Below are 26566 nucleotides of genomic sequence, written 5' to 3'. Positions count from 1 at the left end.
GTCAGTCGACCTCCTCGACCGTCACGAGGTGGCGGACGGTGTGCACCATGCCGCGGAACTCGGGGCGGTCCTCCTTGACGACCACGTCGTTCAGGCGCTTGAGCCCGAGCGAACGCAGGGTGTCGCGGTGGTTCTGCTTGCTGCCGATGTACGACTTCGTCTGCGTGATCTTGAGGCGAGCCATTACGCACCCGCCCCGGCACGCGCACGAAGCAGAGCCGCGGGGGCGACGTCCTCGAGGGGCAGACCGCGGCGGGCCGCGATCTCCTCGGGACGCTGCAGGCCCTTCAGGGCCTCCACGGTCGCGTGCACGATGTTGATCGCGTTGTCGGAGCCGAGGGACTTCGACAGGATGTCGTGAACGCCGGCGCACTCGAGCACGGCGCGCACCGGGCCACCGGCGATAACACCGGTACCGGGGGAAGCCGGCTTGAGCAGGACGACGCCCGCGGCCTTCTCACCCTGGATCGGGTGCGGGATGGTGCCCTGGATACGGGGGACCTTGAAGAAGTGCTTCTTGGCCTCCTCAACACCCTTGGCGATGGCGGCCGGCACCTCCTTGGCCTTGCCGTAACCGACACCCACGGTGCCGTCACCGTCGCCCACCACGACCAGCGCGGTGAAGCTGAAGCGACGACCACCCTTGACAACCTTGGCGACGCGGTTGATCGCGACTACGCGCTCAACGTACGCGGTCTTCTCGGCGGCGGCAGCGCCACCGTCGCGGCCCTTCCGGTCCCGCCGCTCGCCGCCACCGGCACCGCTTCCGCGGCGCTGGGGTCCAGCCATTGGAATACCTCTCTCTGTTACGTCCGTTAGTCCCGGAACCGGGGCTTAGAACTTCAGCCCGGCTTCGCGGGCGGCGTCAGCCAGAGCGGCAATGCGCCCGGCGTACCTGTTGCCACCACGGTCGAACACGACGGCCTCGACACCGGCGGCCTTGGCGCGCTCGGCGACCAGGGCGCCGACCTGCTGGGCCTGCGAGGACTTCGAGCCCTCGCCACCGCGGACGGAGGCGTCCAGGTGGGACGCCGACGCCAGGGTGTGACCCTTGAGGTCGTCGATGACCTGCGCGGTGATGCCGCGGTTCGAACGCGTCACGACGAGGCGCGGACGCTCCGCCGTACCCGACACGTTCTTGCGGATGCGCAGGTGACGGCGCGCCTTCGCAGCGCGCTTGTAAGCGTCGCCCTTGGCGATCTTGACACCGTATGCCATGGCTTACTTACCAGCCTTTCCGACCTTGCGGCGGATGACCTCGCCCGCGTACTTGACACCCTTGGCCTTGTACGGGTCGGGCTTGCGCAGCTTGCGGATGTTGGCGGCGACCTCGCCGACCTTCTGCTTGTCGATGCCCTCGACCGAGAACTTGGTCGGCGACTCGACCTTGAAGGAGATGCCCTCGGGGGCCTCCACCAGGATCGGGTGGCTGTAGCCGAGCTGGAACTCCAGGTTGGAGCCCTTCGCGGCAACGCGGTAACCGACACCGCTGATCTCGAGCGCCTTCGTGTACCCCTGGGTCACACCGGTGATCATGTTGGCCACCAGCGTGCGGGACAGGCCGTGCAGGGCCTTGTTCTGACGCTCGTCGTTCGGACGGGTGACGTTGAGAACGCCGTCCTCGCCCTTAACGATCTCGATCGGAGCGGCGACGGTGTGCGTCAGGGAGCCCTTGGAGCCCTTGACGGTGACCGTGCGGCCCTCGATGGTGACGTCCACGCCGGCGGGAACCGGGATGGGGAGCTTGCCAATGCGAGACATAGCTTTTCCTCCGTTCCCGACTACCAGACGTAGGCGAGGACTTCCCCACCCACGCCCTTCTTCTGCGCCTGCTGGCCGGTCAGGAGACCGTGGGACGTGGAGATGATCGCCACGCCCAGGCCGCCGAGGACCTTCGGCAGGTTGGTGGACTTCGCGTAAACCCGGAGGCCCGGCTTCGAGATCCGCTTGATGCCCGCGATGGAGCGCTCACGGTTCGGACCGAACTTGAGGTCGAGCACGAGGTTCTTGCCGACCTCGGCGTCCTCGACCTTCCAGCCGGTGATGAAGCCCTCCTGCTGGAGGATTTCCGCGATGTGCGACTTGATCTTGCTGTGCGGCATCGTCACGGAGTCGTGGTACGCCGAGTTCGCGTTACGCAGACGCGTGAGCATGTCTGCGATCGGATCAGTCATGGTCATGAATTGGCCTTCGGCCTCTCTCGCCGGGGTTTCCTGGTGCACCATCCCTCTCCCCGATCCGAGACGGGGCGGGTGCGGTGCGGTGGACCTACGGCGTAGTAAGTCGTACGGGCGGCGGACGCCCAACCCTTCAAGCCTACGGCATGAAGAGAAGGGCCTCCGCCAGCCCAATGCTTACCGAGAGACTCCGGTGTTCTCCAACGCCCAGTGGGCGAAGGGGAATTACCAGGAGCTCTTGGTCACGCCCGGCAGCTCGCCACGGTGAGCCATCTCACGAAGGCACACGCGGCAGAGGCCGAACTTGCGGTACACGGAGTGAGGGCGGCCGCAGCGCTGGCAGCGGGTGTACGCACGCACACCGAACTTGGGCTTGCGGGCAGCCTTCGCGATGAGAGCCTTCTTCGCCATCTCGCTTACGCCTCCTTGAACGGGAAGCCGAGGTGACGCAGAAGGGCACGGCCCTCGTCGTCGTTGGTCGCCGTGGTGACCACGGTGATGTCCATACCCCGGACGCGGTCGATCTTGTCCTGGTCGATCTCGTGGAACATGACCTGCTCCGTGAGACCGAAGGTGTAGTTGCCACGGCCGTCGAACTGCTTCGGGGACAGGCCGCGGAAGTCGCGGATGCGCGGCAGCGCGAGCGACAGGGTGCGGTCCAGGAACTCCCACATGCGGTCGCCACGGAGCGTGACGTGGGCACCGATGGGCTGGCCCTCACGCAGCTTGAACTGCGCGATGGACTTGCGGGCCTTGGTGACGGCCGGCTTCTGGCCGGTGATCGTGGTGAGGTCGCGGATCGCGCCCTCGATCAGCTTCGAGTCACGGGCGGCGTCACCGACACCCATGTTGACCACGATCTTCACGAGGCCGGGGATCTGCATGACGTTCTCGTACTTGAACTCGTCACGCAGCTTGCCCGCGATCTCCTCGCGGTACTTCGTCTTGAGACGCGGAGTGGTGGTAGCCATCAGATGTCCTCACCCGTCCGCTTGGCAACGCGGATCTTGTTGCCCTCGTCGTCGAAGCGGTAACCGACACGCGTGACGACCTTCTTGCCGTCCTTCTCCACGACCAGCTGGACGTTGGAGACGTGGACCGGGGCCTCGGTGGTCACGATGCCGCCGGCCTGGTTCGGGCCGGCCTTGGTGTGCTTCTTGACCCGGTTGACACCCTCGACCAGGACACGGTTCTCAGCCGGCATGGCCGCGATGACCTTGCCCTGCTTGCCCTTGTCCTTGCCGGTGATGACCTGAACCAGGTCGCCCTTCTTGATCTTCATGCTTACAGCACCTCCGGCGCGAGCGAGATGATCTTCATGAACTTCTTCTCGCGCAGCTCACGGCCGACCGGGCCGAAGATACGGGTGCCGCGAGGGTCGCCGTCGTTCTTCAGAATGACAGCGGCGTTCTCGTCGAAGCGGATGTACGAGCCGTCCTGGCGGCGGCGCTCCTTGACGGTGCGAACGATGACCGCCTTGACGACGTCACCCTTCTTCACGTTGCCACCGGGGATCGCGTCCTTGACGGTGGCGACGATGACGTCACCGATGCCCGCGTAGCGGCGACCCGAACCACCGAGAACACGGATGCAAAGGATCTCCTTGGCACCAGTGTTGTCGGCGACGCGAAGTCGCGACTCCTGCTGGATCACGTCTATCTCCTGATTTGTCTGCCGGTTCCCGGTGGGGCTCCGCTAGTGACTAGCGGTGCCCCACCGAGCCTGGCGGAACGAACCCGAGGGGGAAGCCCCTCGGATTAATTACTTGGCCTTCTCGAGGATCTCGACGACGCGCCAGTGCTTCGTGGCGGACAGCTTGCGCGTCTCCATGAGGAGGACGCGGTCGCCGACGCCGGCCTGGTTCTGCTCGTCGTGAGCCTTGAGCTTGTTGGTACGGCGGATGATCTTGCCGTACAGCGCGTGCTTGACGCGGTCCTCGACAGCGACGACGACGGTCTTGTCCATCTTGTCGCTGACGACGAGGCCCTCACGGACCTTGCGGGCGTTGCGCTCTTCAGTCACGTTGTTCTCGCTCATCAGGCGTTCTCCACCGTCTCGATGCCCAGCTCGCGCTCACGCATCAGGGTGTAGATCCGGGCGATGTCCTTACGGACGGACTTGAGCCGACCGTGGTTCTCGAGCTGGCCCGTCGCCGCCTGGAAGCGGAGGTTGAACAGCTCTTCCTTGGCCTCGCGGAGCTTGCCAACAAGCTCCTCGTTGCCCAGCTCGCGCAGCTCGGACGCCTTGGTACCGGCCGACATCACAGCTCACCTGCCTCGCGCTTAACGATCTTGCACTTCATCGGCAGCTTGTGAGCCGCACGAGTCAGAGCCTCACGCGCGATCTTCTCGTTCGGGTAGGACAGCTCGAACATCACCCGACCGGGCTTGACGTTCGCGATCCACCACTCCGGGGAACCCTTACCGGAACCCATGCGGGTCTCGGCAGGCTTCTTCGTGAGCGGACGGTCCGGGTAGATGTTGATCCAGACCTTGCCGCCACGCTTGATGTGGCGGGTCATCGCGATACGCGCGGCCTCGATCTGGCGGTTGGTCACGTAGGCCGGGGTGAGGGCCTGAATGCCGTACTCGCCGAACGCAACCTGCGTGCCACCCTTGGACATACCGTTGCGCTTCGGGTGGTGCTGCTTGCGGTGCTTGACCCTACGGGGGATCAGCATTTCGGTCAGGCCTCCGTTCCGGTGCTCTCAGCAGCCGGAGCGGCGGCGGGAGCCTCGGCCTTGGGGGCCTCGGCAGCCTGAGCCTGCTGCGGCTTGCGACCGCGACCGCCACGCTCGCCACCGCGGCCACCACGGCCGGCCGGGCGGTCAGCGCCACCACGGGCCGGGCGGTTGCCGGCGCGGGCAGCGGCGTTCTCGGCGCGGACCTCGGCGATGTTCTTGACGTCGCCCTTGTAGATCCAGACCTTCACGCCGATGCGGCCGAAGGTCGTCTTGGCCTCGAAGAAGCCGTACTCGACGTTCGCGCGCAGCGTGTGCAGCGGCACACGACCCTCGCGGTAGAACTCCGAGCGGGACATCTCGGCGCCGCCGAGACGGCCACCACACTGGATCTTGATGCCCTTGGCGCCGGCCTTCATGGCGGACTGCATGCTCTTGCGCATGGCCCGACGGAAGGAGACGCGGGAGGACAGCTGCTCGGCGACGGCCTGGGCCACCAGCTGAGCGTCGACCTCGGGGTTCTTGACCTCGAGGATGTTCAGCTGAACCTGCTTGCCGGTCAGCTTCTCCAGCTGGCCGCGGATCTTGTCGGCCTCGGCGCCACGGCGACCGATGACAATGCCCGGGCGAGCGGTGTGGATGTCCACGCGGACACGGTCACGGGTGCGCTCGATCTCAACCTTCGAGATGCCGGCGCGCTCCATGCCGGACGTCAGCATCCGACGGATGGCGACGTCTTCCTTGACGTAGTCCTTGTACAGCTTGTCGGCGTACCAGCGGGACTTGAAGTCCGTGGTGATGCCGAGCCGGAACCCATGCGGGTTAACCTTCTGGCCCATTACCGGGTTCCTTCCTTGCTGCTGACGACCACGGTGATGTGGCTGGTCCGCTTGCGGATCCGGTAGGCACGGCCCTGGGCACGCGGACGGAACCGCTTCAGGGTCGGACCCTCGTCGACGAACGCCTCGCTGATGAACAGCGAAGAGGCGTCCGTGTGGTCGTAGTTGTGCGCGGCGTTGGCGATGGCGCTGTCGAGCACCTTGCCGACCGGCACGGAGGCTGCCTGCGGAGCGAATCGCAGAACAGCCTGAGCCTCCGTGGCGTCCATGCCACGGATAAGGTCCACCACGCGGCGGGCCTTCATGGGCGTAACGCGGATGTACCGCGCCTGGGCCCTGGCTTCCATGGTTGTCCCTCTCAGTTACTTACGTGTCTGAATGCGATCCGCTACTAGCGGCGCTTCGACTTCCGGTCTTCCTTGACGTGACCCCGGAAGGTGCGCGTCGGCGAGAACTCGCCGAGCTTGTGCCCGACCATCGACTCGGTGACGAACACCGGGACGTGGGTCTTGCCGTTGTGCACCGCGATCGTGTGGCCGAGCATGGCCGGGACGATCATCGAGCGACGGGACCAGGTCTTGATGACGTTCTTGGTGCCGGCTTCGTTCTGGACATCCACCTTCTTGATGAGGTGGTCGTCGACGAAGGGCCCCTTCTTGAGACTGCGCGGCATCTAAACCCGCTCCTAGCGCTTCTTGTTCGTCTTGCGGCGGCGGACGATGTACTTGTTCGAAGCCTTCTTCGGCGAACGAGTACGACCCTCCTTCTGACCCCACGGGGAGACCGGGTGACGACCACCGGAGGTCTTGCCCTCACCACCACCGTGCGGGTGGTCAACCGGGTTCATCGCCACACCGCGAACGGTCGGGCGGACGCCCAGCCAGCGCTTGCGGCCGGCCTTGCCCCAGTTGATGTTCGACTGCTCGGCGTTGCCGACCTCACCGATGGTGGCGCGGCAGCGGGCGTCGACCAGACGGATCTCGCCGGACGGCATGCGGAGGTGGGCCATGGTGCCCTCCTTCGCAAGCAGCTGCACGGAGGCACCGGCGGACCGGGCGAACTTGGCGCCGCCACCGGGACGGAGCTCGATCGCGTGGATCGTGGTACCGACCGGGATGTTGCGGAGCGCCAGGTTGTTGCCGGGCTTGATGTCCGCGCCCGGGCCGTTCTCGACGCGGTCACCCTGCGTCAGGCCCTTGGGAGCGATGATGTAGCGCTTCTCGCCGTCCGCGTAGTGGAGCAGCGCGATGCGCGCGGTGCGGTTGGGGTCGTACTCGATGTGAGCGACCTTGGCCGGCACGCCGTCCTTGTCGTGGCGACGGAAGTCGATCACACGGTAGGCGCGCTTGTGGCCACCGCCCTGGTGACGGACGGTCACACGACCGGTGTTGTTACGGCCGCCCTTGCTGTGCAGGGGGCGGACCAGCGACTTCTCCGGCGTGGACCGCGTGATCTCGACGAAGTCGGCTACGGAGGAGCCACGACGGCCCGGCGTAGTCGGCTTGTACTTGCGGATACCCATTTCTCAGTCCTCGTCCGATATCGGACGACTCGACCGCCGTCAGGCGGTCGGGCCGCCGAAGATGTCGATTCGGTTGCCCTCAGCGAGGGTCACGATGGCGCGCTTGGTGTTCGCACGCTTGCCGAAACCGGTGCGGGTGCGCTTGCGCTTGCCCTGGCGGTTGATCGTGTTGACCCCGGTGACCTTGACCGAGAAGACCGCCTCGACGGCCTGCTTGATCTGGGTCTTGTTGGCGCCGGGCGCGACGATGAACGTGTACTTGTTCTCGTCGAGCAGCGCGTAGCTCTTCTCGGAGACAACCGGCTTGACGAGGACGTCGCGCGGGTCCGTGAAGGTCTTGCTGGTGATCGTGGCCTCGGACATCAGGCCTCGCTCCCTTCGGTCTCAACGGCCTTGGGGCCAGACACGAAGGACTCGAGGGCGGCCTGGGTGAAGACCACGTCGTCGGATCGCATCACGTCGTACGTGTTCAGCTGGCCCGGCTCCAGGATGTGCACCTGGGGCAGGTTGCGGGCGGACAGCCACGCGGCCTCGTCGGAGCGCTCGACGACCAGGAGCAGGTTCTTGCGCTCCGAGATCTTGCCGAACAGCGTCTTGGCGGCCTTGGTGGAGATGCCACCCTCGACCACGCCGGAGACGACGTGGATGCGGGAGTGGTTCGCCCGGTCGGAGAGGGCACCGCGGAGGGCGGCGGCCTTCATCTTCTTCGGGGTCCGCTGCGAGTAGTCACGCGGCACGGGACCGTGCACGACGCCACCACCGGCGAACTGCGGGGCGCGGGTCGAACCCTGACGGGCGCGGCCGGTGCCCTTCTGGCGGTAAGGCTTCTTGCCACCACCACGGACCTCGCCACGCGTCTTGGTCTTGTGCGTGCCCTGACGGGCCGCGGCCAGCTGCGCGACGACGACCTGGTGGATCAGCGGGATGCTGATCTTGGCGTCGAAGATCTCGGCCGGGAGCTCGACGGTCCCGGTCTTGTCGCCGGAGGGCGACAGAATGTCAATGGTGCTCATATCCTCAGGCCCCCTTGGCCGCGGTGCGGACCAGGACGAGGCCGCCGTTCGGACCAGGAACCGCGCCCTTGATGAGCAGCAGGCCCTTCTCCGCGTCAACGGCGTGAACGGTCAGGTTCTGGGTGGTCACGCGCTCGTTGCCCATGCGGCCGGCCATGCGCATGCCCTTGAAGACGCGGCCCGGGGTGGCGCAGCCACCGATCGAACCCGGCTTGCGGTGCACACGGTGGGCACCGTGGGACGCCTTGCCACCACGGAAGTTGTGGCGCTTCATGGCACCGGCGAAGCCCTTGCCCTTGCTCTTGCCGGTCACGTCGACCTTGATGCCCGCCTCGAAGACCTCGGCGGTGATCTCCTGGCCGAGGCTGTACTCGCTGGCGTCAGCGGTACGGATCTCGACGAGGTGACGGCGCGGGGTGACGTCGGCCTTGGCGAAGTGGCCCTTGAGGGGCTTGTTCACCTTGCGCGGGTCGATCTCGCCGAAGGCGATCTGGACCGACTCGTAGCCGTCGACGTCGTTCGTACGCACCTGGGTCACGACATTCGGGCCGGCCTTGACGACGGTCACCGGGACGACCCGGTTGTTCTCGTCCCAGACCTGCGTCATGCCGAGCTTCTCGCCCAGGATGCCCTTGATGTTCTTAGCCATCTCGCGCGTCACCTCAGAGCTTGATCTCGATGTCGACGCCAGCCGGCAGGTCGAGACGCATCAGCGAGTCAACCGTCTTCGGCGTGGGGTCGAGGATGTCGATGAGGCGCTTGTGCGTGCGCATCTCGAAGTGCTCGCGCGAGTCCTTGTACTTGTGCGGCGACTTGATGACGCAGTACACGTTCTTCTCAGTGGGCAGCGGCACCGGGCCCGCGACCGACGCACCAGTGCGGGTCACCGTCTCGACGATCTTCTTCGCCGAGGAGTCGATGACCTCGTGGTCGTAGGCCTTGAGCCGGATGCGGATCTTCTGTCCCGCCATGGCTACTCAGTAGTCCTTTGTCGTAGTAACGCTCTGGAACCCGGCGGTCCAGCGCTCTGTCTCCGACCCACGCGGTCGGGCGTGTCGCGCTCCCTCTACGAAGATCTCCCATAGGGATTTCCCAACCAAGGGGGTGCGGGCCATACCGCGTGGCGGGTGCAGAACACCACCGGGCGCCTGGCTGAGGCCCCGCCCACGCTTCCCGGAAGATTCCCGTACGTCCGACCCGCAGGGGGTCGACGAGTACTGTGGGACTCGCTTCCGGTCCTCCCGGCGGGAGGCGCGCAGCATCGGTACTCAACCGAGCAACCCCGACAGTCTGCCATACGGGGCCTTCCGGCCGCCAATCGGGGCGAAGACTGTACCCCGGACGTGACGCAGATCAAACCCGGGGCCGGGCGCGCCGCCGCGTCTGTGCCAGGGTGGCGCGGTGATCGACTCCGGGGACTGCGGCGGCTTGCCCCGGCGGGTCAGGTGCGGGAGACCGTGCCGCATTCCTGGGAGGCTTCGCCCAGGTCCTTGCTGCGGTCGTACGGGTCCTGCTCCGGGCCCGACGGAGTCGCGTCCGGGTCGGCCGCGAGGTCCGACTCGAACTGGGGGTGCAGGAAGCCGTCGAACACGTCGCAGGCGCTGTTGGCGAGGCCGGCGTTCCACTCCCGGAGCGACAGCCTGCCCGGGGTCGCCTCGAACTTCTCCGGGTCCGGCAGCGCCACGACCAGGGTGCGGCGCACGATCGTGCGGGCCACCTCGTCGGAGCCCGGCGCGGTCTTCACCACCGGGTAGACGAAGGTGTAGTCGGTGCGGACGATCACGTTCCCGGCGTCCTTGCCCTTGCCCGCCTCGACGGTCATCCGGCCCCGGGTCTTCACGACCGTGCCGACCGGACGGACCTCGCCGGGGCCGAAGCGGGTGAAGAGCGAGGTCGGGTCGTTCGTCTCGGTCGGCGCCGTCAGCGACTTCTCCAGCTCGGCCCGGACGTCCGGCTGCTTCGGGTCGATCAGCCGCAGCGCCACGGCCGGCTTGCCGCCCTTGAGGACGGCGGGGTCCAGGTTGGCGGCGACCAGGAACTCCTTGGTCCGCAGCAGCGCGGCCTCGACCTGCGCCTTCGACATCCAGCCGGTGGCCCTGGCGGCCGGCGGCTGGATCCCCGCGGCCCCGTCCGCCCACCGCACCGCCGGGGAGCCCCTGAACGGCTCCCGCAGCGTCGGCAGGTCCGGGAACACCTCCGCGGAGGGCGCGGCGCTCGGCCGGCCGGTCTCGGCGGCCAGCGGAGTCGTGTCCTCCGCGTCCCGCCACGGCATCAGCTCGGGCCGCAGCACCAGCACGACGAGGCCGGCGGCCACGACGATGCCGACGGCGCCGGAGGCGATGCGGGCGGCGGGGCTCTGGCTGCCGCCGTTGTGCCCGTCGTAGTCCCATCCCATGTTTCCCACCCCTGTGTCGTCGTGTGTCAGCTGCGTGTGACGGTCCCGCACCCGTCGGGGAGGTCCGCGACGGACGTGCTGCGGTCGTAAGGGTCGACCGCCGGGCCCGTGGCGGTGGGCGCGGGCCAGGCCTGCAGATCCTCGCGGAAGGCCGGGTGGAAGAAGCCGTCGACGGCGCCGCCGCAGGAGCTGTTGCCCGCGTTGTACGTGAAGTCATGGAGGACGAGCCGTCCCTGGGTCACGGCGTATCCGACGGGGTAGAAGGCGAACACCACCTCGCGGCGCAGGATCGTGCGGGCTACGTCATCGGCTCCCGGACGGCTCTTCACCAGCGGGTAGACGAAGGTGTAATCGGTGCGGACGAGGACCGCGTCCGCCGTCTCGCCCCTGCCCTTCTCCACGGTCATCCGGCCCCGGGTCTTCACGACGGTTCCGACCAGGTGGACCTCGGACGGCTTGAAGCGGCTGAACAGCCTCTTGGGGTCGTTCTTCTCGGTCGGCGCGACCAGACCGCGCTCCAGCTCCTCATGGAGATCCGACTGCTTCGGGTCGGTCAGCTTCAGCGCCGCGGCCGGCCTGCCACCCTGGAGCACCTTCGGGTCCAGGTTCGCCGCGACCAGGAACTCCCTGGACTTCTTCAGGGCCGCCTCGACCTGCGCCTTCGACATCCAGCCCGTCGCCTTCGCCGGCGGAAGCTCGATGCCCGCGGCCCCGTCCGCCCACCTCACCGCCGGGGAGCCCTTGAAGGGCTCCTTCAGGGTCGGGCGGTGCGGGTCGACCGGCTCCGGGGGTGCGGTCGGGGCCGCCGTCTCCGCCGCCAGTGGTGTCGTGTCCTCCGGGTGGTCCGTCCAGGAGGACGGCAGGGCGGAGGTGACGCCGTCCGGGAGGAGGGCGGTGACCAGCTGGGGGCGGACGGCGACGAGGGCGAGGGCTGCCACCAGGGTGACGCCGAGGACGGCCTTGGCCTTGCGCTTGCGGGCGGCGCGGCCGTTCATCTCCTGCCAGGCCGGGCCGGTGCGCCAGCCCGCCGGCTCCTGGCGCTTCGGGCGCTTCGGCGGCTTCGCCTTGCGCAGGGCCCGGACGTCGGCCTTCGTACCGATGCCCTGTTCCTTCGCGGCCTCCACGAAGGAGGCCCATTCCTCGTCCGAGACCGACGGTCTGTCCGACGGCTTGTCGCTCATGTTCTGTTCCCCACCCCTGTACTGCGTGACGCGTGACGCGTGATGCGATCCGGACGTTCTCACGCCGCCCGACGGGCGGAACAGGCAGGTCAGACCTCTTGATCAGTTCGTGACCGGCGGAATCCGGGCAGAGGCGGAGTATGCGCACCAGTGACGACGTCTACCACCGGGTGGTGTGGGACCCGCGGCTCGACGCCGAGCGGTTCGTCATGGGGATCGCCGAGCGGGGCGCGGGCCCGAAGCGCATGGACCTGGTGGACTTCGTGCCCGGCGGGGAGATCCCGTGGCACCGGGTGGTGTTCTTCGAGGCGGACGGGGAGCTCGTCTGGGACCGGGCGACCGGGCTCGACCGGCTCGGCACGTCCGCGGCGGGCCGGGTCCACGCCGAGGTGCTGGCCGTGCCGCCCACGTACCGGACGGCCGTGGCCTGGCTGCCGCCGCACGGGCTGTGGGAGCCGATCCAGAGCATCCGGCGCGTCCACGACCGGCAGATCGGGCGCTGGCCGCCGCACGTCAACGTCGTGTACGGATTCGTGCCCGAGTCCGACTTCCTGCGGGCGATCCCGCTGGTCGCGGCGGCCCTGCGGACCGTCCCGCCGTTCCGGGCCCGGCTCCAGGGGGTGCGGTGGTTCCGGCACCGTACGGACGCCACCGTGTGGCTCGACCCGGCCGCGCGCGGCGCGGAGCCGTGGCTGCGGCTGCGGGAGGCCCTGGAGGAGCGCTTCCCGCGGTGCGTCGACTCCCGCCCGTACACCCCGCACCTGTCCCTCGGCCGCAGCCGCGACCCCGCCGCCCTCGCCACGAGCTGCGAGGAGCTGCTCGGGACGATGAGCGTCCGGATCACCGAGCTCGTGCTGCTCGCCCGGCGCGGCGACGGGCCGATGGAGGTACGGGCGACCGTGCCCCTCGGCGCCGGCGAATCCACCGGCTCGCACTGAACCCCCGCGCTCGAAAACCCGTCTAGTCGCACGACACACGCGCACACGCACGGGGGATGCACGACCGGTGGACGACAACCACAGACCGACCCGGCGCAGGGTGCTCGCCGGAGCCGGAGCCGCCTCGGCGGCGGCCCTCGCCGGCTGCTCCGTACCCGCCCCGCCCGGCCACACCGCCGCGGCCGATCCGGCGCCGGGCCGGCCGATCGCCACCGGCCGGCGCGCGCTGCTCATGCAGTTCGCCGCGCACCCGGACGACGACCTGTACTTCATGAACCCGGACACCCAGCGGCTGCTCGACGCCGGGGTGCCGCTGGTCTGCGTGTACGTGACGGCGGGCGAGCACAACGGCAAGAACCTGATCAAGGGCATGCCCAAGACCCCGCCCGACCGGGCCGCCTACTCCTCCGCCCGCCACCAGGGCCTGCGCCAGGCGTACGCGGAGCTGCTCGGCGCGGACCGGTTCACGGCCTGGCAGAAGGGGACCGCCGAGCTCGCGGGCGGCCGGCACGCCGAGCGCGACGTCCTCGAACACGGCGGCCGCCGGGTCGAGCTGATCTTCCTCAATCTGCCGATGCACACCCCGCGCCGCTACATGGCGCTGCCCGCGCTGTGGCAGGACCGGGCCCTGGAGCTCACCACCCATCTGTCCGCCGGCTCGCCGGTCACCCGCTCCGACACCTACGACCACGGGCAGTTGATCGAGGTCCTGGCCGGGCTGCTCGCCACCTACCGGCCCACCGTCGTGCACACCCTCGACCCGGACCCGGACATCCAGCACAGCCCCGAGGCCACCCGGCAGCGGGACAGCGAGCAGCCGGGCTACTCCGACCACGGCGACCACACCGCGGTGGCCTGCTTCACCTGGGCGGCGCTGCTGCGCCGGGTCGCCGACGCCACGGCGGACGGCGGGCCGGTGCCGGCCTTCACCACGACCGCCTTCCGCGGCTACTACAACCGGCACTGGCCGAAGAACCTGCCGCCGCGGGTGCTCGCCGAGAAGGCCGCCCACCTCGTCCCGTACGGCGGCGATCCGTCCTGGGACTGCGGCAACCCCTCCGGCTGCGGCGACTACGGCGTCGGCGGGGACCGCCCGCTGACCAACTGGAAGGGCTGGGTGCGCGCCACCCACTACCGCTGGCCGGCCGCCGGTCCGGCCGTCGCCGAGGAGACGGACGGGCGGCTCGCCGCGTACGGGGTGCTCGGCCTGCGCGCGGTCCGCTGGCGCGAGGACGCGCGCGGCAGCGGGGTGTTCGGGGAGCCGGAGGACCTGGGCGGCGGCCCGCTGGCCCCGGCGCTCGCCCCGGCGACGCTCCCCGACGGGCGGCTGCTGCTGTTCGGCGTACGGCTCGCCGCGCTCAGCGGGCGCGGCGGCGCGAACCGGCGCGAGGTGGTGCTCCTGGAGCAGCGCTCCCCCGGCGGCCCGTTCCTCGCCTGGCGGGGCCTGGGGAATCCGGAGCGCGGGGACGACCGGGGCCGCCGGATCGGCGCGCCGGTGGCGGTCGCCGCTCCCGACGGCCGGGTGCATCTCTTCGTGCGGAACGCGGACAAGGGCGTGTCCACGCGGGTACGGGCCGCGGACGGCTCCTGGGGCCCGTGGCGCCCGCTTCCACACCAGGAGGAGGTGCAGGACGGGCTGACCGCGCTCGTCGACACCGCGGGCCGGGTGCATCTGCTCGCGGCGGGGCGCACGCACGTACGGCACTGGGTCGACGGCTCCCCCGCCGCGCCGCTCCCGCTGTCCGGCGACCCGGTCGCCGCCGTCCCCGCGCCCGGCCCGGCCGGCGTCGAGGTCTTCTACCGCGCCCCCGCCGACGGCCGGCTGCGCTCCTCGGCCGGCCCGGCGCCGCGCTTCGAGGGGTACGGGCCGCTGGCCGCCGCACCGGGTCCGCGCGGCCCCGTGCTGCTCGGCCGCGACCCGCGCGGCCGGGTCCAGCTGCTGCGCGACGGCCGCCTCGCGGTCCGGGACCGCGGCACCGCCCCGGCCGGCGCCGCGCCCGTCCTGCACGGCCCCGGCACGGTCGTCGGCCTCGGCGCGGACGCCCGGCCGTGGGTGTGGCGTCCGTAGAAAGGCTTCCGCAGGGCTCCCGCAGAAGCCGAAGGGCCCGCCTCCCGGGAGGGAGACGGGCCCGAACGCGGCCTGGAATCAGGTCACTTGACGAAGTAGCCGGTGACGTCGGCGAGCAGGTCCACCGAACCGGACTTGTTGTAGAAGCTGACCTTGCCGTCCGCGCCGACCGGCACGACGACGAGGTTCGGGATGGTCAGCCCGGCGGTGAAGTTGAGGTTCGACGCGCTCGCGCGGGTCGTACCGCTCGGGTAGACGGACACGAAGCTGGTGGCCGTCGGGGCGGTCGCGGTCACGTTCAGGACCACGGCCGTCACACCGCTCGCCGGCACCCCGTTGGCGCCGGTGATCTGCAGCGACACCACGCCGTCGGGGCCGACCTTGGTCTTCGGCACGCCGAGGCCGGAGCGGGTGTCCATCAGCCGCAGCGGACCGAGGTTGATGTGCGAGGCACCCGCGGTGTCGGCGCTGAAGTAGCCGGTGATGTCGGCGAGCAGGTCCACCGAGCCGGACTTGTTGTAGAAGTTCACCTTGCCGTCCGCGCCCACCGGGACGATCACGAGGTTCGGGATCGTCTGGCCGGCGAGGAAGTTCAGGTTCGACGCGCTCGCCCGGGTCGTACCGCTCGGGTAGACGGACACGAAGCTGGCCGCCGTCGGGGCGGTCGCGGTCACGTTCAGGACCACGGCCGTCACACCGGTGGCCGGGACGCCCTGGACGCCGGTCACCTGGAGCGACGCGACGCCACCGGGGCCGACCTTGGCCTTCGGCACGCCGAGACCGGAACGGGTGTCCATCAGCCGCAGCGGACCCAGGTTCTGGTGGGTCGAGCCGGTGGTGTCCTTGACGTAGTAGCCGGTGATGTCGGCGAGCAGGTCGACGGAACCGTTCTTGTTGTAGAAGCGGACCTTGCCGTCGACGACGGGGACGGTCACCAGGTTCGGGATGGTGACGCCGGCCGCGAAGTTGAGGTTCGAGGCGCTCGACCGGTTGGTGCCGTTCGGGTAGACCGAGACGAAGCTGGGCTCGGTCGGGTTGGTCGCGGTCACGTTGAGCACGACCGCGCCCACGCCGGTGGCGGGGATGCCGTTCGTGCCGGCGACCTGGAGGACGACCTCCTGGCCGGGACCGACCTTGGCCTTGGGCACGCCGAGACCGGCGCGGGTGTCCATCAGGCGGGTCGGGGCGACCGGCTTGAAGGTCTTCGGCCCGGGCACGGTCACGGTGACCGCCGGCGAGGTCGTGACCTTGCCGGAGGTGTGGGTGCCGCGCACGGCGAGGGTGTGGTCGCCGTAGCCGGTGAGCGTGGTGGACCAGCTGCGGGCGGACCCGGCGGTGGTGGCGGCCGGCTGCCCGTCGACCAGCAGCTCGAACTTGTCGATGAACGTGTTCGCGGTGCTCGTCGTCCAGTTCAGCGCGACCGGGCCGGGCGTCTCGTACCCGGTGCCGGCCTTCGTCGCGCCGCCGGCCACCGAGGTGATCGACAGACCGCTGACGGAACCGGTCGCGTAGCTGCGGATGGTGGGCAGCTGCGGGTAGAGCATGTTGCCCGGGCACTGGGTGTTGAAGCCGTTGCGGTGGCCGGAGACCGCGTCGAACGTGTAGGTCTGCGTGGCCGTGAACGACTGCCCGAAGAAGTTGGTCTGCGTGGCGCCGGCGGTCAGCGTGGCCTTGCCGGCCGGGTTCACCCCGTACTGGCCGAGCTTGTACGCGATGACCTTGGAGGCCGAGGCCAGCGCGGCGTCCGGCGCGGCCTGGTTGGTGAAGTCACCGAGGAAGGCGACGCTGGTCGACTCCGCGTTCCAGCCGTAGGTGTGCGCGCCGTACACCGGCTGGTCGATGCCGCCCTTGCGGCCCTCGAAGACGGTGCCGCACTTGTCGACGAGGAAGTTGTAGCCGATGTCGCGCCACTTCTCGACGTCCACGTGGTAGTCGAGGATGCTGCGCACCACGGTCGCCGACTGGGCGCAGGTGTAGTCCGCGCTCGTCGTGTGGTGGACGAAGGCGGCCTTGATCGCGCCGCCGGGCAGGTACTGCGGCGGCTCGGGCGTCTTGTCCTCGATCGCCTGGCCGCCCCACTCGGCGCGGGTGACGATCTTCGGCTGTGGCGCGGTGGACGGCGGGCCGGGCACGCTCGGCGGCGTGGTCGGCGGGTCCTCGACGGCGAAGGCGGCCGGGGCCGCGTCCAGGTCGCCGCTCTTCTTGGCGACCGCGCCGGCTCCGCCGGGGTCGACCATGTTCAGCTTGAGGCCCGCGGGCAGGGTGCCGCGGGCGGCGCCGTCGCTGATCCGGACCTCGGCGCCGTCGGAGGCGCCGACCCAGACCGGCTCGGTGGAGCCGGGGGCGCCGGCGCGGTGGCCGTCCATGCCCGCCGGGTGCTGCTCCAGCTCGATCCAGTCGGACCATTCACCGGTCTCGATGCTGCGGGTACGGGCCTCGATGGTGCCCTTGATCTTCGCGCTCTGGTTCGTCCAGGACACACCGAGCAGACCGAACGGCTCGGTGGAGCGCTGCGAGAGCACGGCTTCGCCGCTGCCCTTGTCGGTGAGCGCGAGCTTGTGGAGTTCGCTCGCGCGTGCGGCGCCCTTGGCAGCCGCGTTGCTGTACAGACCGGGGGCCGCGGCCCCCTCGTCGTTCCCGGCACCGGCTCCGGCGCCGTTCGCCGCCGCCTGGAAGGCGAGGACCGTGGCGCCCGCGAGGGCGGCGCCGATCGCCGTACGGCGTATTCGAGTCCCCGTCTTACTACGTGCTCGACGTCCCGATCTCAAGTTGTCCCCACCCCTAGTCCGTGGTCATGACACCTGACCGACCGCACAGTACCCGAGGGGTCGGACAGGCGTTCGCACGGGGGGTGGGGATGGGAAAACGCTTGCTACGGCGTGGAGTTGACGATCCGTCGATCAGGCGCCGAGATTGCGGCGGGCCCGCGCGTGCAGCGCGATGCCGGCCGAGACGGAGACGTTGAGCGACTCCGCAGCCGGGTTCATGGGGATCGACACCGATTCGGCCGCGATGTCCGTGAGCGCCCCGGAAGGTCCGGTCTTCTCGCTGCCGAACATCAGGACGATCCGCTCGTCGATGGCGCCGAGGTCGCCGACCGTGTGGTCGCCGTCGGCCTCGAAGACCATCGGGCGCAGTCCGCTCTCCCGCAGGTGCTGCAGCGCCTCGTCGCGGGAGGCGAGGACGATCGGCAGGGAGAACACGTAACCCCGGCTGGCCCGGATCAGGCGCCGGTCGGCGATGGTCGGCAGGTCGCTGTCGACGAGCACGATGCCGGCGGCGCCGAGCGCGAAGGCGGTGCGGACGATGGCACCGATGTTGCCGACGATCTTCACGCCGTCGAGCAGGATGACGTCGCCGGTCCGGTCGGCCAGGTCCTTGAAGCGGCTGGGCCGCGGCACCTTGGCGATGCCGAAGAGCTTGGGCTTCTTCTCGGCCTTGAAGACCTGGTTGGCGAGCGCGGAGGCGAGCAGCCGGACCCGGATGCCGCGCTTCTCGCAGGCTTCGAGGAGCTCGGCCGGCGGCGGCGCGGTGTCCAGGCCGTAGACCTCGGCGAACTCGACTCCGGCGCGGATGCTCTGCAGAAGGGGTTCGATGTCCTCGATCAGCACCGTCTTGACGACGGACCTCGAGTGCTTGGTGACATCGATGATCCGCTGGACCGCGGGATCGGAACGTTCTTCGATGATGTCGAGACTGGCCACGGCGGAGACGTTAGCACGGGCGGACCGCCCGAAATCGGGCAGGACGGCACACGCCGACTGCCGGCGGCGACCCGTACGACGGTACCGGCGACCCGTACGACGGTACGACGAAGGGCCCGTACGACTCGCGTCGTACGGGCCCTTCGCTTCGTGCTAGGTGCCCTGTGTCAGGGCGACCGGGTCAGCCCGGATCTACCAAGTGGAATTACTTGGTGATCTTGACGACCTGGCCGGCGCCGACGGTCCGGCCACCCTCACGGATGGCGAACTTGAGGCCCTCCTCCATGGCGACGGGCTGGATCAGCGCGACGCTCATGGAGGTGTTGTCGCCCGGCATGACCATCTCGGTGCCCTCGGGGAGGGTCACGACGCCGGTCACGTCCGTGGTACGGAAGTAGAACTGCGGGCGGTAGTTGTTGAAGAACGGGGTGTGACGGCCACCCTCGTCCTTCGACAGGATGTAGGCCTGGGCCTCGAACTCGGTGTGCGGCGTGACCGAACCGGGCTTGATGATGACCTGGCCGCGCTCGACGTCCTCGCGCTTGATGCCACGGAGGAGCAGACCGACGTTCTCACCGGCCTGGCCCTCGTCGAGCAGCTTGCGGAACATCTCGATGCCGGTGACCGTGGTGGTGGTCTTCTCGGTCTTGATGCCGATGATGTCGACGGTCTCGTTGACCTTGAGGACACCACGCTCGATACGACCGGTGACGACGGTGCCACGACCGGTGATCGTGAAGACGTCCTCGATCGGCATCAGGAACGGCTTGTCGACGTCACGCTCGGGCTGCGGGATGGACTCGTCCACGGCCTTCATGAGGCCGAGGAGCTTCTCGCCCCACTCCTTGTCGCCCTCGAGCGCCTTGAGCGCCGAGACGCGGACGACCGGCAGGTCGTCGCCCGGGAACTCGTACTCGGTGAGGAGCTCACGGACCTCGAGCTCGACGAGCTCCAGGATCTCCTCGTCGTCCACCATGTCGGCCTTGTTCAGGGCGACGACGATGTACGGAACGCCGACCTGGCGGGCCAGGAGCACGTGCTCCTTGGTCTGCGGCATCGGGCCGTCGGTGGCGGCGACCACGAGGATGGCGCCGTCCATCTGCGCGGCACCGGTGATCATGTTCTTGATGTAGTCCGCGTGACCCGGGCAGTCGACGTGGGCGTAGTGACGCTGCTCGGTCTGGTACTCGACGTGCGCGATCGAGATCGTGATACCGCGCTGGCGCTCCTCGGGAGCCTTGTCGATCTGGTCGAAGGCCGAGGCCTCGTTCAGGTCCGGGTACGCGTCGTGCAGCACCTTGGTAATGGCGGCCGTGAGGGTCGTCTTACCGTGGTCGATGTGACCGATGGTGCCGATGTTGACGTGCGGCTTAGTCCGCTCGAACTTCGCCTTCGCCACTGGGGTCCTCCTGTGGAGTGGTTCTGTACGCCTTGGTTCATCGGCGCCAGGTGATCTTTGCTGGGGTGCCGTCCGCCGGGGGTCATTCCCTTGTCGGGTCCGACCCCCGGTGGTCGGTGTCAAGCCTAAAGCGTGTGAACGCGGTGCGTTACTCGCCCTTGGCCTTCGCGATGATCTCCTCGGCGACGTTCCGCGGAACCTCGGCGTAGGAGTCGAACTGCATCGAGTAGCTTGCGCGACCCGAGGTCTTGCTGCGGAGGTCGCCGACGTAGCCGAACATCTCCGACAGGGGCACGAGGCCCTTCACGATGCGGGCACCGTGACGCTCCTCCATGGCCTGGATCTGGCCACGGCGGGAGTTGATGTCGCCGACGACCTCACCCATGTAGTCCTCGGGCGTGGTGACCTCGACGGCCATCATCGGCTCGAGGAGCACGGGCGAAGCCTTGCGCGCGGCCTCCTTGAAGGCCTGCGAGCCGGCGATCTTGAAGGCGAGCTCGGAGGAGTCGACCTCGTGGTAGGCACCGTCGTGCAGGATCACACGGACGCCGGTCATCTCGTAGCCGGCGAGGATGCCGAACTGCATGGCCTCCTGCGCACCCGCGTCGACCGAGGGGATGTACTCGCGCGGGATGCGGCCACCGGTGACCTTGTTCACGAACTCGTACGAGGCCTCGCCGCCCTCGATCGGCTCGATGCCGATCTGGACCTTGGCGAACTGACCCGTACCACCGGTCTGCTTCTTGTGCGTGTAGTCCACGCGCTCGACGGCCTTGCGGATCGTCTCGCGGTAGGCCACCTGCGGCTTGCCGACGTTGGCCTCGACCTTGAACTCACGGCGCATGCGGTCGACCAGCACCTCGAGGTGCAGCTCGCCCATACCGCCGATGATGGTCTGGCCGGTCTCCTCGTCCGAGTGGACCTGGAAGGAGGGGTCCTCCTCCGCGAGACGCTGGATGGCGACACCCAGCTTCTCCTGGTCGCCCTTGGACTTCGGCTCGATGGCGACCTGGATGACCGGGGCCGGGAAGTCCATGGACTCCAGGATGACCGGGGCCTTGTCGTCACAGAGCGTCTCACCGGTGGTGGTCTGCTTGAGACCCATCACGGCGATGATGTCGCCGGCGCCCACCGACGCGATCTCCTCACGCTTGTTCGCGTGCATGCGGTAGATCTTGCCGATGCGCTCCTTCTTGCCCTTAACGGAGTTGAGGACAGAGGAACCGGACTCGAGGCGGCCGGAGTACACGCGGACGAAGGTGAGCTTGCCCAGGTGCGGGTCGCTCATGATCTTGAACGCGAGCGCCGACAGCGGCTCTTCGTCGGACGGCTTGCGCTTGACGACCTCCTCCGGGTTGCCGACCGCGTGGCCCTCGATGGCCTCGATGTCGAGCGGGGAGGGGAGGTAGCGCACGACCGCGTCGAGCAGGGGCTGGACGCCCTTGTTCTTGAACGCGGTGCCGCAGAACACCGGGGTGACCGTGGTGTTCTCCGGGTTGCCGGACTTGAGCGTGATGCGGCGGATGGCCTCGTACAGCTGCTCCTCGGTGGGCTCGGTGCCCTCGAGGAAGAGTTCCATCATCGCGTCGTCGTTCTCCGCGACGACCTCGACCAGCTTGCCGCGGTACTCCTCGGCGAGCTCGGTGTGGGTGTCGGGGATGTCGACGACGTCGTACATCTCACCCTTGCTGGCCTCGGCGGACCAGACGAGGGCCTTCATGCGGACGAGGTCGACGACGCCCTGGAAGTCGGCCTCGGCACCGATCGGGAGCTGCATCACGATCGGGACGGCGCCGAGGCGCTCCTCGATCATGTTGACGCAGCGGAAGAACTCGGCGCCGGTGCGGTCGAGCTTGTTGACGAAGCAGATGCGCGGAACGCCGTAGCGGTCCGCCTGACGCCAGACGGTCTCGGACTGCGGCTCGACGCCGGCCACGCCGTCGAACACCGTCACAGCACCGTCGAGCACGCGCAGCGAACGCTCCACCTCGACGGTGAAGTCGACGTGACCCGGCGTGTCGATGATGTTGATCGTGTGATCGACGTCCTCGAGCGGCCAGTGGCAGGTCGTCGCGGCGGACGTGATGGTGATGCCGCGCTCCTGCTCCTGCTCCATCCAGTCCATCGTGGCAGCGCCGTCGTGGACTTCACCGATCTTGTACGAGACACCGGTGTAGAACAGGATCCGCTCGGTGGTGGTCGTCTTGCCCGCGTCGATGTGGGCCATGATGCCGATGTTGCGCACCTTGGCCAGGTCAAGCGAAGTGGTAGCCATAAGGCTTCAGTCTTCTCTCGGTCTCGATGTGGGTTGCGACTACCAGCGGTAGTGCGCGAAGGCCTTGTTGGACTCGGCCATCTTGTGCGTGTCCTCGCGCTTCTTGACCGAAGCACCGAGGCCGTTCGAGGCGTCGAGGAGCTCGTTCATGAGGCGCTCGGTCATGGTCTTCTCGCGACGGGCGCGGGAGTAGCCGACCAGCCAGCGCAGCGCCAGGGTGGACGCGCGACCGGGCTTGACCTCGATCGGCACCTGGTAGGTGGCGCCACCGACACGGCGGGACTTGACCTCGAGGGACGGCTTGACGTTCTCCAGCGCGCGCTTCAGCGTGACGACCGGGTCAGCACCGGTCTTCTCGCGGAGGCCTTCCATGGCGCCGTAGACGATGCGCTCGGCGGTGGAGCGCTTGCCGTCCAGCAGGATCTTGTTGATCAGCGAGGTGACAAGAGGAGAGTTGTAGACCGGGTCGATGATGACCGGGCGCTTCGGGGCGGGGCCCTTACGAGGCATTCTTACTTCTCCTTCTTGGCGCCGTAGCGGCTGCGAGCCTGCTTGCGGTTCTTGACACCCTGGGTGTCAAGCGAACCGCGGATGATCTTGTAACGAACACCCGGCAGGTCCTTCACACGGCCACCACGCACGAGCACGATGGAGTGCTCCTGCAGGTTGTGTCCCTCACCCGGAATGTAGGCCGTGACCTCGATGCCGCTGGTCAGACGCACACGCGCGACCTTACGGAGGGCCGAGTTCGGCTTCTTCGGGGTGGTCGTGAACACACGCGTGCAGACGCCGCGGCGCTGAGGCGAACCCTCGAGTGCGGGCGTCTTGTTCTTCTCGACCTTGTCCTGCCGGCCCTTGCGGACCAGCTGCTGGATCGTAGGCACTACTTCTCCGGTTTCTGTGTGCCGTTCGGTACAACTAACCTGGAACGTCGCCGACCCACGCGGTCGGGTGTGTCGAATCGCGCGGACCCCCGCCGTGGGCGGAAAGGGGCGCTGATTGCGGTGGCCGGTCTCGGATCCGGTGCGGTTGAGGACACGCACACGACTCCGGGCACACCCCAGGCACAAGGCTTGAGCGTACCTATCGCATGGACTCCGGTCAAAACAAATGCCCACGCGCGGAGCCGCCCGGCGGTCGCGGGTGCGACCGGCACGGGCGGTGCGGGCGGTGCGGGCAGCGCCGGCGGCGCGGGCGGAGGGTGCGATCGGAGTCGGGGTCGGCGGGCGGGACCGCGACCGCACCCGGCCGGTTCAGTCCTGGGCGGCGCGGCGGGCCTCGCCCGCGGGCCGGGTCTCGCCGGTCTCGGGCTCGGGCTCCAGGAACTGGTGGACGACCTTGACGAAGACGTCCATCCGCTCGTCGGGGACGCCGAGCCAGCGCGCGAAGTCCTCCATGGTCGGCTGCCAGTCGCCCGGCGGCAGCAGGTCCGCCGCGAGCGGCAGCTCCTCCGGGGTCACCCGGCCGGACCGGATGAGCATGTCGCGGACGGAGACCCCGAGGAGCGGGGCGATCCTGCGCATGGTCTCCAGGTCGGGCATGCTCTGGCGCTGCAGCAGCCGGGTCACGGCCGCGCGATGGACGCCGGCCTCGTCGGCGATCCGGGACTTCCCGCCGCCGCGGGGGCTGTCGATGTCGTAGCCGCGCGCCCGCATCAGGCCCTCGACCCAGCCCGCGAACTCGTCGAGCCCTTGAGTGCTCATGTGTACCGCTCTCCCTTTTACTCCCCCACCCTTCGGGCCCCTCACTTTAGCGTGCTTGCGCGCACGGAATTACGTGCTTTCGGGCGCGCAATCGTGTCGAAACGGTAAAGGGATCTCCACATAGGTAGTTGCGAGCTCGCACGCAACATGTCTATGTTGCTGAGCGCCGCACTCGTCGGCCTCACGAGTCCCAAGGGCCCCACCGGCCCCAGGGGCAGCGGGGCCCGGAACGTGGAGACCACCCTTGCACCAGCCCGACACCACCCCATGGCAGGCCGCCGCCGCGTGCGCCGGCCTCTCCCCGTCCGTCGTCTTCTCCCGGCGCGGCAAGGAGGCGGCCCCGGCCCTGCGCGCCTGCGCCGTCTGCCCCGTCAGCCGGGAGTGCGAGGCCGCGGTCGCCCCCGCCGAGAGCTGGTTCGACGGCGTCTGCGCGGGCCGGCTGTGGCGCAACGGACGCCCGGTGAAGCCGCGCCGGTCCCGCCGGGGCGCGGCGGCCGAGTTCGCCACGGCCGATGCCCTGGACGAGGCCGCGTCCACCCTGACCCCCGCGCTCGCCGGCTCCGCCGCCGGAGGCACCCGTGGCTGAGCAGTCGCCCGCGGGAAACGCGGAGGACGCCGGGGACGCGACCGCCGGCGCCGACGAGCGGGTGCTGCGCGACATCGTGCTCTGGGCCGCCTCCCTCGTACGCCAGTTCCCCGAGCTCGCCGAGGAGCTCGCGCCCGGCCGCAGGGCCCCCGCCGGCAGTGCGCCGCGCGCGCCCCACGCGGGTCGGGACGAGCTGATCCGCACCGAGCGGCGCGAGGCGCTGCTCCTCGAACAGCGGCACGGGCTGGCCGTCCCCGGCCACGGCGCCGCGCCGATCCGGCTGCACATCTCCGACGCGATCCGCGACATCACCGACGGCGTGGTGGAGCTGGAGGAGGCGGTGTGCGCCCGGCTCGCCCAGCCGCGCCCGCGCCGGGCCGGCGTGGTGGAGCGGCTTCGCCGGGTCGTGGGCCTGCTCGACGAGATCGCCGCCCACCCCGTGCTCGCCCGGCACGTACGGGACGAGGTCCGCCGGATGGCCCGCCGCTGCGCCCGCACGCTCGGCGAGGCGGAGACGGTGGTCCGGGTGTCCGGCCGCTGCCCCTGGTGCGACTCTGTCTCGCTGCGCGCCTTCCCTGACCGGCGCGCGGTGCTGTGCGTGAACCCGGCCTGCGTGTGCACGGACCCGGCCTGCGGCTGCCAGGACGACCCGGCCTACCGGCATCTGTGGCCGGAGGCGGAGTGGGACGAGCTCGCGGACGCCTCCGGGGCGCGCCCGGAGGAGATCGAGGCGGCGATGGACGACACCAAGGAGACCGCATGCTGAGCGCGACCGCCCTGTCCCTCCCCCTCCCCGCCCTGATCCCGGGCCCGCTCGCCGCCGAGGAGGCGGGCGTCGCCCCGGCGACCATCCGCAAGTGGGTCCAGCTGGGCCACCTGCGCGCCGCGGGCAAAGCGGGCCGCGCCCAGCTGTTCCGCCTGGAGGACGTCTTCGCGGCGGAACGCGCGGCCCGGCGGAAGCCCCGTACGGCCTGACGCACATCATTCAGGTACAGGGCCCCGTGTCTCACCGAGACACGGGGCCCTTCGTCATGCCTCGCTATGCCTCGCTCATGCCTTCAGGAAGGCGTCGAGCGAGTCGGCCATCGCGTCGACGAAGCGGTCCCGGACGTCCTCGGACACCCGGTCGAGGGAGAGATACGGGTTGAGGTCCTCCAGCTCGACGAGGAGCAGCCCGCCGTCGGGGGCGCGGCAGGCGTCGACGCGCTGGATGCCGTGGTCGAGGGTGTTCCAGGCGATGAAGCGGCGCGCGAAGTCGAGGTCGGCGGCCGTGGGCTCGTACGGCTCAAGGACCCAGCGCTGCTCGGGGTCCGGGGCGTGGAGGGCGTACTGGAAGCGGTCGTCCACGAAGTAGAAGGAGACCTCGTAGCGGAAGTCGATCCGCGGCTGGACGAGGAGCCCGGCGCCCTCGGTGTAGTCGAGTCCGGCGAGTTCCTCGTACGGGAGGAAGCGCAGGCCTATGGAGTCGGCGCCGGCCTTGGGCTTGACGGCGTAGCGCGCCGCCTCGGGGAGCCGGTCGAGGTCGGCGGGGCGGTCGACGGTGGGGATGACGGGGAGTCCGGCGGCGGTGAGGTCGAGCAGGTACTGCTTGCCGGCCATGTCGCCGCGTCCGTGCAGCGGGTTGTAGACGCGGGTGCCGAGCGCGCGGGCCCGGGCGCGGAAGGCGTCGTACGCCTCCTGGTAGTGCAGCACGGGTCCGCTGTTGCGGACGACGACCGCGTCGAACGGCTCCATGAGCGCGGCGGCGTCGCGCGGGTGGCAGAGCGCGATGTCGAAGCGCTCGCGCAGCCGGGCGGTGAGGGCGATGTCCTCGTCGCAGTAGCGGCGGCCGCGGGCCGGATAGGCGAGGTCGGTGACGTAGAGGAGACGGGGACGGGCGGCGGGCGCGGCGGGGGCGGCGGACACGGGCGGCTCCTCCTCGGGTTCGGGGAGCCCAACCTATCGGGCGGCGCCCGCTCCCGGAAGAGCGTTCTCCCAGGTCAGGACGGGTGTGCCGGATCCTCCACCGACCGACCCGGAAATCGATCACCGAACTAGTTGCGTGCGCGCACGCTCGTCTGTCACAGTTGGTGCAGCGGCGGAGCTG

General features: G+C 69.3%; 35 protein-coding genes. 5 read left to right on the top strand and 30 right to left on the bottom strand.

Annotation, left to right across the window (positions count from 1 at the left end):
• Position 1 precedes the first annotated feature (1 nt).
• The 22 genes from rpmD to JAO84_RS21965 all read right to left on the bottom strand — a co-directional run bounded on the left by rpmD (position 2) and on the right by JAO84_RS21965 (position 11807).
• On the bottom strand, positions 2-184 hold the full coding sequence (gene rpmD / locus JAO84_RS22070) for a 50S ribosomal protein L30 (protein ID WP_005313525.1): 183 nt from the start codon (positions 182-184) through the stop codon (positions 2-4).
• A complete protein-coding gene (gene rpsE / locus JAO84_RS22065; RefSeq protein ID WP_030201551.1) occupies positions 184-789 on the bottom strand; it encodes a 30S ribosomal protein S5 in 606 nt (201 codons plus the stop codon). The genes rpmD and rpsE overlap by 1 nt, the downstream gene beginning before the upstream one ends.
• 45 nt (positions 790-834) lie before the next feature.
• A complete protein-coding gene (rplR, locus tag JAO84_RS22060) occupies positions 835-1218 on the bottom strand; it encodes a 50S ribosomal protein L18 (protein WP_169088486.1) in 384 nt (127 codons plus the stop codon).
• Between the two features lie 3 nt (positions 1219-1221).
• Positions 1222-1761 carry a 50S ribosomal protein L6 gene (rplF, locus tag JAO84_RS22055; protein ID WP_265864050.1) on the bottom strand — a complete coding sequence of 180 codons (540 nt, stop codon included), beginning with the start codon at positions 1759-1761 and terminating at the stop codon, positions 1222-1224.
• A gap of 20 nt (positions 1762-1781) precedes the next feature.
• Complete coding sequence (gene rpsH, locus JAO84_RS22050) at positions 1782-2180, bottom strand: 30S ribosomal protein S8 (RefSeq protein ID WP_041130779.1); 399 nt, start codon at positions 2178-2180, stop codon at positions 1782-1784.
• 222 nt (positions 2181-2402) lie between these two features.
• Positions 2403-2588 carry a type Z 30S ribosomal protein S14 gene (locus JAO84_RS22045; protein ID WP_003956452.1) on the bottom strand — a complete coding sequence of 62 codons (186 nt, stop codon included), beginning with the start codon at positions 2586-2588 and terminating at the stop codon, positions 2403-2405.
• A 5-nt stretch (positions 2589-2593) separates the two neighbouring features.
• On the bottom strand, positions 2594-3151 hold the full coding sequence (gene rplE / locus JAO84_RS22040) for a 50S ribosomal protein L5 (RefSeq protein ID WP_265864084.1): 558 nt from the start codon (positions 3149-3151) through the stop codon (positions 2594-2596).
• Positions 3148-3459 (bottom strand): 50S ribosomal protein L24, encoded by a 312-nt coding sequence (rplX, locus tag JAO84_RS22035; RefSeq protein WP_030494259.1) that lies wholly within the window; start codon positions 3457-3459, stop codon positions 3148-3150. The genes rplE and rplX overlap by 4 nt, the downstream gene beginning before the upstream one ends.
• A gap of 2 nt (positions 3460-3461) precedes the next feature.
• Positions 3462-3830, bottom strand: a complete 369-nt coding sequence (gene rplN, locus JAO84_RS22030; protein WP_003956455.1) for a 50S ribosomal protein L14 — start codon at positions 3828-3830, stop codon at positions 3462-3464.
• 108 nt (positions 3831-3938) lie between these two features.
• Positions 3939-4214 carry a 30S ribosomal protein S17 gene (rpsQ, locus tag JAO84_RS22025; RefSeq protein WP_265864048.1) on the bottom strand — a complete coding sequence of 92 codons (276 nt, stop codon included), beginning with the start codon at positions 4212-4214 and terminating at the stop codon, positions 3939-3941.
• Complete coding sequence (gene rpmC, locus JAO84_RS22020; RefSeq protein WP_265864047.1) at positions 4214-4438, bottom strand: 50S ribosomal protein L29; 225 nt, start codon at positions 4436-4438, stop codon at positions 4214-4216. The genes rpsQ and rpmC overlap by 1 nt, the downstream gene beginning before the upstream one ends.
• Entirely contained in the window at positions 4438-4857 is a 420-nt protein-coding gene (gene rplP, locus JAO84_RS22015) for a 50S ribosomal protein L16 (RefSeq protein WP_030494257.1), read from the bottom strand. The genes rpmC and rplP overlap by 1 nt, the downstream gene beginning before the upstream one ends.
• 5 nt (positions 4858-4862) lie before the next feature.
• Positions 4863-5696 (bottom strand): 30S ribosomal protein S3, encoded by an 834-nt coding sequence (rpsC, locus tag JAO84_RS22010; protein WP_362523674.1) that lies wholly within the window; start codon positions 5694-5696, stop codon positions 4863-4865.
• Positions 5696-6043 (bottom strand): 50S ribosomal protein L22, encoded by a 348-nt coding sequence (gene rplV, locus JAO84_RS22005; RefSeq protein ID WP_030359020.1) that lies wholly within the window; start codon positions 6041-6043, stop codon positions 5696-5698. Before rplV ends, rpsC begins: the two co-directional genes overlap by 1 nt.
• A 44-nt stretch (positions 6044-6087) precedes the next feature.
• A complete protein-coding gene (gene rpsS / locus JAO84_RS22000; protein ID WP_175407581.1) occupies positions 6088-6369 on the bottom strand; it encodes a 30S ribosomal protein S19 in 282 nt (93 codons plus the stop codon).
• 12 nt (positions 6370-6381) lie between these two features.
• The gene (gene rplB, locus JAO84_RS21995; protein WP_030494254.1) at positions 6382-7218 is read right to left on the bottom strand and encodes a 50S ribosomal protein L2; all 837 of its coding nucleotides are present in this window, start codon (positions 7216-7218) and stop codon (positions 6382-6384) included.
• Between the two features lie 39 nt (positions 7219-7257).
• A complete protein-coding gene (rplW, locus tag JAO84_RS21990) occupies positions 7258-7581 on the bottom strand; it encodes a 50S ribosomal protein L23 (RefSeq protein WP_265864044.1) in 324 nt (107 codons plus the stop codon).
• Positions 7581-8231, bottom strand: coding sequence for a 50S ribosomal protein L4 (gene rplD / locus JAO84_RS21985; RefSeq protein ID WP_370414413.1), 651 nt, complete (start codon positions 8229-8231; stop codon positions 7581-7583). The genes rplW and rplD overlap by 1 nt, the downstream gene beginning before the upstream one ends.
• A gap of 4 nt (positions 8232-8235) precedes the next feature.
• Positions 8236-8880, bottom strand: coding sequence for a 50S ribosomal protein L3 (rplC, locus tag JAO84_RS21980; RefSeq protein ID WP_265864042.1), 645 nt, complete (start codon positions 8878-8880; stop codon positions 8236-8238).
• Between the two features lie 13 nt (positions 8881-8893).
• A complete protein-coding gene (rpsJ, locus tag JAO84_RS21975) occupies positions 8894-9202 on the bottom strand; it encodes a 30S ribosomal protein S10 (RefSeq protein ID WP_003948644.1) in 309 nt (102 codons plus the stop codon).
• A gap of 470 nt (positions 9203-9672) precedes the next feature.
• Complete coding sequence (locus JAO84_RS21970) at positions 9673-10626, bottom strand: hypothetical protein (RefSeq protein WP_370414412.1); 954 nt, start codon at positions 10624-10626, stop codon at positions 9673-9675.
• A 26-nt stretch (positions 10627-10652) separates the two neighbouring features.
• Positions 10653-11807: a hypothetical protein gene (locus JAO84_RS21965; RefSeq protein ID WP_370414411.1), complete on the bottom strand. Its 1155-nt coding sequence runs from the start codon at positions 11805-11807 to the stop codon at positions 10653-10655.
• 140 nt (positions 11808-11947) lie between these two features.
• On the opposite strand from JAO84_RS21965, the gene JAO84_RS21960 reads away from it, so the two are divergent.
• Entirely contained in the window at positions 11948-12745 is a 798-nt protein-coding gene (locus JAO84_RS21960) for an RNA repair domain-containing protein (RefSeq protein ID WP_370414410.1), read from the top strand.
• A gap of 67 nt (positions 12746-12812) precedes the next feature.
• Positions 12813-14813 (top strand): PIG-L family deacetylase, encoded by a 2001-nt coding sequence (locus JAO84_RS21955; protein WP_370414409.1) that lies wholly within the window; start codon positions 12813-12815, stop codon positions 14811-14813.
• Between the two features lie 83 nt (positions 14814-14896).
• Here JAO84_RS21955 and JAO84_RS21950 read toward each other — a convergent pair whose 3' ends face one another.
• From JAO84_RS21950 to JAO84_RS21920, 7 genes are all read right to left on the bottom strand, one after another.
• A complete protein-coding gene (locus JAO84_RS21950) occupies positions 14897-17581 on the bottom strand; it encodes a peptidoglycan recognition protein (RefSeq protein WP_370414408.1) in 2685 nt (894 codons plus the stop codon).
• Positions 17582-17713: 132 nt separating this feature from the next.
• On the bottom strand, positions 17714-18517 hold the full coding sequence (nshR, locus tag JAO84_RS21945) for an NshR/TsnR family 23S rRNA methyltransferase (protein WP_370414407.1): 804 nt from the start codon (positions 18515-18517) through the stop codon (positions 17714-17716).
• Between the two features lie 205 nt (positions 18518-18722).
• Positions 18723-19916 (bottom strand): elongation factor Tu, encoded by a 1194-nt coding sequence (gene tuf / locus JAO84_RS21940; protein WP_265864022.1) that lies wholly within the window; start codon positions 19914-19916, stop codon positions 18723-18725.
• Between the two features lie 148 nt (positions 19917-20064).
• Positions 20065-22191, bottom strand: coding sequence for an elongation factor G (gene fusA, locus JAO84_RS21935; RefSeq protein WP_265864021.1), 2127 nt, complete (start codon positions 22189-22191; stop codon positions 20065-20067).
• 39 nt (positions 22192-22230) lie between these two features.
• Positions 22231-22701, bottom strand: a complete 471-nt coding sequence (gene rpsG, locus JAO84_RS21930; protein ID WP_128985143.1) for a 30S ribosomal protein S7 — start codon at positions 22699-22701, stop codon at positions 22231-22233.
• 2 nt (positions 22702-22703) lie between these two features.
• The gene (gene rpsL / locus JAO84_RS21925; protein ID WP_003948652.1) at positions 22704-23075 is read right to left on the bottom strand and encodes a 30S ribosomal protein S12; all 372 of its coding nucleotides are present in this window, start codon (positions 23073-23075) and stop codon (positions 22704-22706) included.
• Between the two features lie 369 nt (positions 23076-23444).
• Positions 23445-23894 (bottom strand): helix-turn-helix transcriptional regulator, encoded by a 450-nt coding sequence (locus JAO84_RS21920; protein WP_265864020.1) that lies wholly within the window; start codon positions 23892-23894, stop codon positions 23445-23447.
• 244 nt (positions 23895-24138) lie between these two features.
• On the opposite strand from JAO84_RS21920, the gene JAO84_RS21915 reads away from it, so the two are divergent.
• From JAO84_RS21915 to JAO84_RS21905, 3 genes are read left to right on the top strand one after another with little or no spacing between them, the layout of a single operon-like run.
• Positions 24139-24480: a WhiB family transcriptional regulator gene (locus JAO84_RS21915; protein ID WP_370414406.1), complete on the top strand. Its 342-nt coding sequence runs from the start codon at positions 24139-24141 to the stop codon at positions 24478-24480.
• Positions 24473-25246 (top strand): hypothetical protein, encoded by a 774-nt coding sequence (locus JAO84_RS21910; protein WP_370414405.1) that lies wholly within the window; start codon positions 24473-24475, stop codon positions 25244-25246. Before JAO84_RS21915 ends, JAO84_RS21910 begins: the two co-directional genes overlap by 8 nt.
• Positions 25240-25455, top strand: coding sequence for a hypothetical protein (locus JAO84_RS21905; RefSeq protein ID WP_265864017.1), 216 nt, complete (start codon positions 25240-25242; stop codon positions 25453-25455). The genes JAO84_RS21910 and JAO84_RS21905 overlap by 7 nt, the downstream gene beginning before the upstream one ends.
• Positions 25456-25530: 75 nt before the next feature.
• On the opposite strand, the gene JAO84_RS21900 is transcribed toward JAO84_RS21905, so the two are convergent.
• Positions 25531-26385: a hypothetical protein gene (locus JAO84_RS21900; RefSeq protein WP_370414404.1), complete on the bottom strand. Its 855-nt coding sequence runs from the start codon at positions 26383-26385 to the stop codon at positions 25531-25533.
• Positions 26386-26566: the final 181 nt, after the last annotated feature.

The organism is Streptomyces fradiae, assembly GCF_041270065.1.
GTDB lineage: Bacteria > Actinomycetota > Actinomycetes > Streptomycetales > Streptomycetaceae > Streptomyces.
The sequence above is the reverse complement of the archived record's forward strand: the minus strand, read 5'-3'. Positions and strand labels throughout refer to the sequence as shown.

What these genes read in the sequence shown, in the direction of transcription:
- rpmD (WP_005313525.1), bottom strand. Translation starts at nt 184, where the DNA reads ATGGCTCGCCTCAAGATCACGCAGACGAAGTCGTACATCGGCAGCAAG.
- rpsE (WP_030201551.1), bottom strand. Translation starts at nt 789, where the DNA reads ATGGCTGGACCCCAGCGCCGCGGAAGCGGTGCCGGTGGCGGCGAGCGG.
- rplR (WP_169088486.1), bottom strand. Translation starts at nt 1,218, where the DNA reads ATGGCATACGGTGTCAAGATCGCCAAGGGCGACGCTTACAAGCGCGCT.
- rplF (WP_265864050.1), bottom strand. Translation starts at nt 1,761, where the DNA reads ATGTCTCGCATTGGCAAGCTCCCCATCCCGGTTCCCGCCGGCGTGGAC.
- rpsH (WP_041130779.1), bottom strand. Translation starts at nt 2,180, where the DNA reads ATGACCATGACTGATCCGATCGCAGACATGCTCACGCGTCTGCGTAAC.
- JAO84_RS22045 (WP_003956452.1), bottom strand. Translation starts at nt 2,588, where the DNA reads ATGGCGAAGAAGGCTCTCATCGCGAAGGCTGCCCGCAAGCCCAAGTTC.
- rplX (WP_030494259.1), bottom strand. Translation starts at nt 3,459, where the DNA reads ATGAAGATCAAGAAGGGCGACCTGGTTCAGGTCATCACCGGCAAGGAC.
- rpsQ (WP_265864048.1), bottom strand. Translation starts at nt 4,214, where the DNA reads ATGAGCGAGAACAACGTGACTGAAGAGCGCAACGCCCGCAAGGTCCGT.
- rpmC (WP_265864047.1), bottom strand. Translation starts at nt 4,438, where the DNA reads ATGTCGGCCGGTACCAAGGCGTCCGAGCTGCGCGAGCTGGGCAACGAG.
- rplP (WP_030494257.1), bottom strand. Translation starts at nt 4,857, where the DNA reads ATGCTGATCCCCCGTAGGGTCAAGCACCGCAAGCAGCACCACCCGAAG.
- rpsC (WP_362523674.1), bottom strand. Translation starts at nt 5,696, where the DNA reads ATGGGCCAGAAGGTTAACCCGCATGGGTTCCGGCTCGGCATCACCACG.
- rplV (WP_030359020.1), bottom strand. Translation starts at nt 6,043, where the DNA reads ATGGAAGCCAGGGCCCAGGCGCGGTACATCCGCGTTACGCCCATGAAG.
- rpsS (WP_175407581.1), bottom strand. Translation starts at nt 6,369, where the DNA reads ATGCCGCGCAGTCTCAAGAAGGGGCCCTTCGTCGACGACCACCTCATC.
- rplB (WP_030494254.1), bottom strand. Translation starts at nt 7,218, where the DNA reads ATGGGTATCCGCAAGTACAAGCCGACTACGCCGGGCCGTCGTGGCTCC.
- rplW (WP_265864044.1), bottom strand. Translation starts at nt 7,581, where the DNA reads ATGTCCGAGGCCACGATCACCAGCAAGACCTTCACGGACCCGCGCGAC.
- rplD (WP_370414413.1), bottom strand. Translation starts at nt 8,231, where the DNA reads ATGAGCACCATTGACATTCTGTCGCCCTCCGGCGACAAGACCGGGACC.
- rplC (WP_265864042.1), bottom strand. Translation starts at nt 8,880, where the DNA reads ATGGCTAAGAACATCAAGGGCATCCTGGGCGAGAAGCTCGGCATGACG.
- rpsJ (WP_003948644.1), bottom strand. Translation starts at nt 9,202, where the DNA reads ATGGCGGGACAGAAGATCCGCATCCGGCTCAAGGCCTACGACCACGAG.
- JAO84_RS21970 (WP_370414412.1), bottom strand. Translation starts at nt 10,626, where the DNA reads ATGGGATGGGACTACGACGGGCACAACGGCGGCAGCCAGAGCCCCGCC.
- JAO84_RS21965 (WP_370414411.1), bottom strand. Translation starts at nt 11,807, where the DNA reads ATGAGCGACAAGCCGTCGGACAGACCGTCGGTCTCGGACGAGGAATGG.
- JAO84_RS21960 (WP_370414410.1), top strand. Translation starts at nt 11,948, where the DNA reads ATGCGCACCAGTGACGACGTCTACCACCGGGTGGTGTGGGACCCGCGG.
- fusA (WP_265864021.1), bottom strand. Translation starts at nt 22,191, where the DNA reads ATGGCTACCACTTCGCTTGACCTGGCCAAGGTGCGCAACATCGGCATC.
- rpsG (WP_128985143.1), bottom strand. Translation starts at nt 22,701, where the DNA reads ATGCCTCGTAAGGGCCCCGCCCCGAAGCGCCCGGTCATCATCGACCCG.
- JAO84_RS21920 (WP_265864020.1), bottom strand. Translation starts at nt 23,894, where the DNA reads ATGAGCACTCAAGGGCTCGACGAGTTCGCGGGCTGGGTCGAGGGCCTG.
- JAO84_RS21905 (WP_265864017.1), top strand. Translation starts at nt 25,240, where the DNA reads ATGCTGAGCGCGACCGCCCTGTCCCTCCCCCTCCCCGCCCTGATCCCG.